The organism is Hydrocoleum sp. CS-953, assembly GCF_002260545.1.
Taxonomy (GTDB): domain Bacteria; phylum Cyanobacteriota; class Cyanobacteriia; order Cyanobacteriales; family Microcoleaceae; genus Trichodesmium.
On sequence record NZ_LGSU01001070.1, the window covers coordinates 1 to 6,504 of the forward strand.

Annotated in this window: 3 protein-coding genes and 1 pseudogene; 2 read left to right on the forward strand and 2 right to left on the reverse strand. The window is 38.5% G+C overall.

All coding sequences use genetic code 11. From position 1 onward, the window contains the following. Window positions 1–642: Ig-like domain-containing protein (locus tag AFK68_RS45385; RefSeq protein ID WP_371357412.1), on the reverse strand; the 642-nt coding region annotated here is incomplete at its 3' end. A gap of 17 nt (window positions 643–659) precedes the next feature. Beyond that, a pseudogene (locus tag AFK68_RS45390) lies at window positions 660–1,403 on the reverse strand (hypothetical protein); the annotation flags it as partial. A gap of 770 nt (window positions 1,404–2,173) precedes the next feature. Here AFK68_RS45390 and AFK68_RS15965 point away from each other — a divergent pair. Both AFK68_RS15965 and AFK68_RS15970 read left to right on the forward strand, forming a co-directional pair. Continuing rightward, window positions 2,174–5,005, forward strand: a complete 2,832-nt coding sequence (locus tag AFK68_RS15965) for a phospholipid carrier-dependent glycosyltransferase (protein ID WP_094673643.1) — start codon at window positions 2,174–2,176, stop codon at window positions 5,003–5,005. A gap of 677 nt (window positions 5,006–5,682) precedes the next feature. Further along, window positions 5,683–5,910, forward strand: coding sequence for a photosystem II protein, Psb35-related (locus AFK68_RS15970; protein ID WP_094673644.1), 228 nt, complete (start codon window positions 5,683–5,685; stop codon window positions 5,908–5,910). Window positions 5,911–6,504: the final 594 nt, after the last annotated feature.

Here is a 6,504-nt window from a genome sequence, read left to right on the forward strand (position 1 = left end):
TGTTTCACTGTCATCTTCTGCTACTGGTGGGTCATTTACTGGGTCAACTGTTACAGTAACGGTGGCTGTATCTGTCTCACCATCACTGTCAGTAATGGTGTAATTAATAGTAGCAGGACCACTGTAGTTCTCATCAGGGGTGAAGTCGATAGTATCATCAGTGGGGTCATTTGGTGTACCACCATCGTTTACAGTTGCTGTACCGTTGGTAACATCACCTACTGTGATTGTTCCCTCATTTGGACCATCACCACCGAAGTCATCATTCCCTAATACGGCAATGTTTGTCGGTGTATCTTCATCTACAGTAGCTGTGTCATCCATCGCATCTGGTATATCATTACGATCCACTTCAATCGCTAGTGACTCCAGTCCATCACCTGTTTGTCCAGCATTACCCAAGTCAGTTCCACTGACATTTGCGGTAACCTCTGTAGTCGCGTCACCTGTGTCTGGATCGAGGGTGAAGAGGGTTCCCGTTTTATTATCGATCGCCCATAAAACACCATTACTATCAGAAGTCAAACCCTCGACTTGAGTAGAATTTTTGATGTCACTACCACTAACTTCTACAGAACTAATGATGCTACCATCTGTGACATCTATTTCATACAAAAGAGTATTATTTCCCTCTTTACCCAAGGCATAGAGCTTTTCANTGTGTCTGGATCGAGGGTGAAGAGGGTTCCCGTTTTATTATCGATCGCCCATAAAACACCATTACTATCAGAAGTCAAACCCTCGACTTGAGTAGAATTTTTGATGTCACTACCACTAACTTCTACAGAACTAATGATGCTACCATCTGTGACATCTATTTCATACAAAAGAGTATTATTTCCCTCTTTACCCAAGGCATAGAGCTTTTCATTTTGTCCATCATTAGCTACTTGGAATGTAATACTGCCTAAATCTGCTGTATTGTCACCCAGAAAAGTCTTATTACCAGTGTCTAAGTCTACAGTATATAGACCACTATTACCTCCTCCATTGGGAGAGTCGGCGGTCATATACAAAGTTCCGTTACTATCAAAGGTCAATCCAGCTAAGTTAAGAATATTGGTAGTAACATCGCCCCCAATATAGGTAACTTTCTCAATACTGTTACGATCAGCAGACAGTTCGATTTTGATTAAACCATCTGTATCATTGCCAGGACTTTTCACTACAGCGTAAAAAGCATCCTCAACCGGATTGTACTCAAATCCTTCTATGTCAAGATTTTTTCCCTTATTACCATTCAGATTTAAAGGATCTCCATTAACATCTGTAGTTAAATCCGGGTCGCCCAAATCAATTGTGCCAAGAGTAGTAGATGAACCGTTTGTTAAATTGATTCTCCAGAGTTGACTCTCATGGCCTCCTTGTTTTGGACTTTTGCCACCAATTGAATATGCAAACATATTTTCTTTTTTCGATTATACTGTGTTCAAAAAATTAACAACTCAATTGCCCAGTTCTTCAAATACCCCTGACGTTGCGATACTAGCAATAGCGGGGAATTCTTCACCCAGAGAAACTCTAACAGCAGTTTTAACATAGGTGATGTCCGCCCCCTGTCTTGAAACCCAGATTATGAGGTTATTGGATCTATTATGACCATCTTGTATAAGAGTCATTATAGAGTCAAAAAAATAATTATATATGAAGTTTTGATGAAGATTTCTCGGTTTTGATGAAGATTTGATGAAGTCAGCTAATTTGATCGTGGCCAATTTTTTCCAGATGGTCAGCAAGATTTATGAGAGTTTTTACCTAGTTGAAAATTTACGTTATAACGCAATATATATAATAATATGGTCGGGACTTACGCAAAAACACCATCTCTCTCTTGGTGCGCGTTCCCTCTCTTGGTCAGCATTCCCTCTCTTGCTGCGCGTTCCCTTGCGACTTGCCTCTTTCAGAGGAGCTTCGCTAAGGTCGTCGCGGGGTCGCACCGCTTGCGTCTGACGCCGACGCGGGGTCGCACCGCTATCTGGTAGGGGCGAATGGCATTCGCCCTCTACAGATAGTGTATGCTCTAGGAGTTTGCGTAAGTCCTGATGGTGAAATTTGTCAAACCTAGAGAAGCTACTGAAATATTAGGAGTGGATGTTCGCACTTTGGTTAGATGGGAGTAATTACTCAACCAAAAGAAAACAGGACTTCGATAAATCATACCGAGAATTTTTAGATGATTGCCCAAGAAAAAAAACAACCCAAAATTAATCATATTCTTACCTTAACTATTTTATGGTTATTTGTGACGGTGAGCGATCGCCTCTGGTTTGCTTTTGATAAGTCTGTTCCTGCTTGGGATCAGGCAGACTATCTGACTGGTTCCCTAACTTACTGGCGTGCTTTGCAAAATGTACAATTGTTTTCTGGGGAATGGTGGAAACATTTTTGGGAGCTTTCGCCGAAGGTACCGCCGTTAACTTATATTCTTACTGTTCCGTTTCAAAATATTTTTGGTAGAGGTGCTGACGAAGCAACTTTAGTACATCTATTTTTTAGTGGTATTTTACTTACTTCAGTTTACAGTTTAGGCAGCAAATTATTTAATCAAAAAGTTGGTTTTTGGGCAGCAGTTTTATGTATATTATTTCCGGGATTATATAGATATCGTTTACAATTTTTACTCGACTATCCCCTCACGGCAATGGTAACTTTAAATTTCTGTTGTTTGACATTTTGGTATGGGAAGAAGGAAGAAGGAAGAAGGAAGAAGGAAGAAGGAAGAAAGAAAGTTTTATTGTTTTTAGATAGGGAAGAGGGAACAGGGAAGAGGGAACAGGGAGGAAAGAAAGTTCTATTGTTTTTGGAAAATTTTATAGGATTAGTATCTGCTAAAATAGATAAATTATTTCCAGATAAATCTCTCAAAGATTGGCTTTGGGTAACTGCTTTTGGTTTAACTTTTGGTCTAGCAATTTTAGTTAAGCAAACTACAATATTTTTTCTGTTTACGCCGTTGCTTTGGATAGGAGTAAATATTCTCAAAAAACGGCAATGGTACAAACTAATTCAACTAATTTATTCTCTGTGCTTATCCATTGCAATTGTTTACCCTTGGGCAAGAACAAATTGGCTATTAATGTTAACTGCTGGTAAACGAGCAACAGTAGATTCTGCTATTGCTGAAGGCGACCCTAATCTCTTAAGTTTAGATGCTTGGATTTATTATGGAAAATTACTCCCTTATCATATTTCTCTACCTCTATTAATTATTCCCATTGGTGGATTGATTTTTTACTTTAGCCGACTGAACAAAAAACAACAAAATTTTTCAAGTCAGCTTCATTCTTTTCAATGGATAGCCATATTTTTAATCGGCGGATATCTAATTTGTTCTCTCAATATCAACAAAGATTTTCGTTACACTTTGCCATTATTGCCAGTTTTATCAATTTTATTAGCATTTGGTTTAATGCAGTTCCCCAGAAAAGTAGGAAAACAAATTCGCTACTTTACTGTTGGTTTAGCAATCCTTTTAATGTTATTAAATCTCTGGCCTGTAGGTGGAATTTTCCTCAGACAAATTACTGCTTGGTTAAGTCCTGGTGCTACTTATTATGCTTATTTAGGTAAAGATTTTCCGCATAGAAAAGTAATTGCTGAAATTGTCAAAACTGACCCCTATTTACAATCAACTTTAGGCGTTTTACCTTCCACTCCAGAAATTAATCAACATAACTTAAATTATTACGGCGCTCTACAAAATTTACAGGTCTATGGTCGCCAAGTCGGAACTAACTTTAAACAAGTAGAACAAGATGCGCGATCGCTTTCTTGGTTTGTCACAAAAACTGATGAACAAGGTTCTGTTAAAAGAATTAAAAAAGCTCAAGCTGCTATTGTTAATCTTATCGAACAACACCCTAATTTTCAACTACAAAAAAGTTGGCAATTGCCAGATAATAGCAACTTAAATCTCTATCATAATCAGTTTTTACCAGTAGAGGTTCATCCCCTGATTAAACCACAGGAAAAAGTTAAATTAGACTATGTGATTTTATCGCCAAAAATCCGACCGGGAACCCCAATACCTATTACCTATAAATGGTCTGGTTCGTGGCAAGAATTACAGACAGGTTTAGTCTTATTAACTTATCGCCGAGAAAATATTAATCAACCACAAACCGAACTCAGAAACCCGGTTTTTCCAAAAAACCAAGTTTCTTTGGCAGGACTTACGCAGAAACCGGGTTTATCAGGGAAATTTCCTGGTTTGAACAACAATAACCAGGGCAATAAACCCGGTTTCTTGGTTGAAAAACCTATCACCCAATTCATTCACGATCGCGCTATAGGTATGGGAAGTTTGCACCCTGGTATGTTTCAAGCGAATAAGTCTGAGGTTGGGTTTGAAGTTATTGAACGAATAGGAATGTTACCCCCAGCTAATATCGTACCGGGAACTTATCTATTAGAGGCGACTTATCTTAACCGAGAAACTGGAGAAAGTTATCCTATTGCTGTACAACCTCCGGTGCGGGTAGAAGTTGACCCCCAAGCACCAATATTACCAGCACCAGAATTAGATTTAGTCACCCAGTTGCGGATGTGGGGTCAAAAATTACCTCTGGGAATAAAGGGTTTGGAAACTGTATTTGCGGAGGTGGCGCGAGTTAACCAATACGATCCAGTTCAAGATTATACTGAGCAAGCAGAACAAACTTTAACTTATCGTTTGCAACAGGAACCAGATAATTTAGAGTTGCTCTATAGTTTGGCTTTGGCCCAAGTTTTACAAAAAGATGCAGAGGGAGCGATCGCTACTTTGACTAGGATAACTGAGTTAGATTCTCAAAACCCCTTTGCTTATGCTTATTTGGCTTTTGTCTATTTATATGAGCTTAATCCTGGGGCGGCGGAAATAGCTTTAAAGTCTGCTTTGGAAATTGACCCCGATCAACCAGAGATTAGGTCATTAAATGGTATTGCTGCTTTAATGCAAGGAAATTTAGTCCAAGCATGGCGAGAGTTGATAAGTCAAAAGTCAGAAGTCAAAAGTCAGAAGTAATNAAATAGCTTTAAAGTCTGCTTTGGAAATTGACCCCGATCAACCAGAGATTAGGTCATTAAATGGTATTGCTGCTTTAATGCAAGGAAATTTAGTCCAAGCATGGCGAGAGTTGATAAGTCAAAAGTCAGAAGTCAAAAGTCAGAAGTAATTTTATCAGAGCGTAGGTTGGGTTGTTTCGCTAACGCGACATGAAACGCACTAGCGTTGCGTAGCAAGGAACCTCCTCAACCCAACCCAAGAATAATCAGGACTTTAGAAGTCAGAAGTCAGAAGTCAAAAGTCAGAAGTAATTTTATCAGAGCGTAGGTTGGGTTTCGGAGTTCCTCAACCCAACCCAAGAACAATAAAGTTTTGTTGGGTTTCACTTCGTTCTACCCAACCTACATTTTGAGGCGTGTCAGTCCAGTAGGGTGTGTTAGAAAGCTAAAATTTAGACTGTGAAAGGGATTTAACAATCTATCATAATGCACCATTGAATATGTGTCAGTCCACTACTGACTTGATTTTAAAACTTTTAATTATATCATAATTTGAAATTTATGTCGATTCCTAACAGGTGTGGATTTCTATGGCTTTTTATTCAGCTTACCGAATATCATTAACTTGACAGTTAAAGCAATAAATTGTTACATTTATTTACAGTAAGGTTAAAAAATGTCAAGGAAAAACAAATTATGGTTATCTTAATCTCATTATTCGTAATCGCTTGGGTAGCTGCTGCAGTAATCGGAAGTCAAGCTTACTTCTTAGGTGAGCAAACAAAGCCTATCCATGAGCGCAACTGGAATTCTAAGTCTTTTGAAAACTTATCTGAATCTTTGACTGGGAATAGATTGGACTACAACAAGAGAGTTCCGTCGTATAGTATGGATGCCTATGCTAGTCAGTCTATTAATGGTTGAAATGCTTAAGTAATAGTCAAAGGTAGTGTCTCGTCATTGTAACAGAAATGTAGTAGACGGAAGCAATCTAATTAGTTTCAAGCTACTACAAAAAAATCAACACCCGATGATAATTCACAGTTAAATTTTTTTCTTCCTCTTGTTTCTGAAAGCTTGAATTATTTGATTTTCTCCCTAGCAGATATATTCTGTTAGGGCAATTTTTTTTGATGGTAATTTGGCTAAGTTCAACAATTAATAATTACCTCTTCTGATAACATATAGGATTGGCTGAAAAGAATTTTTTTTCTTCTCTTGGTTGATTGGATATGGCGTTTAGCGTTCCGCACAACTTTCCGTTCCGGAATGCTCCGCAAACGTTAACGCTACGGGACATGAAAAGTGAAGCTCTTCTGCAAGAGGCAACTCCTCTGCACTCTTCGGGAGACCTCGCATCCTAAGGTTATGCTCCGAAACGACCGCTTTTTCTCCATGAATGGAGAGGCTTTATACCTGAATTTTTCGGTAATATAGTGCTACGCATTAAGGCTCTTGACATTTCTAAATCCTAAAACCCTTTATTAGTCTACTATTCCCTATTCCCTATTCCCTATT

Coding starts and splice junctions, on each gene's coding strand:
- AFK68_RS15965 (WP_094673643.1), top strand. CDS start 2,174: ATGATTGCCCAAGAAAAAAAACAACCCAAAATTAATCATATTCTTACC.
- AFK68_RS15970 (WP_094673644.1), top strand. CDS start 5,683: ATGGTTATCTTAATCTCATTATTCGTAATCGCTTGGGTAGCTGCTGCA.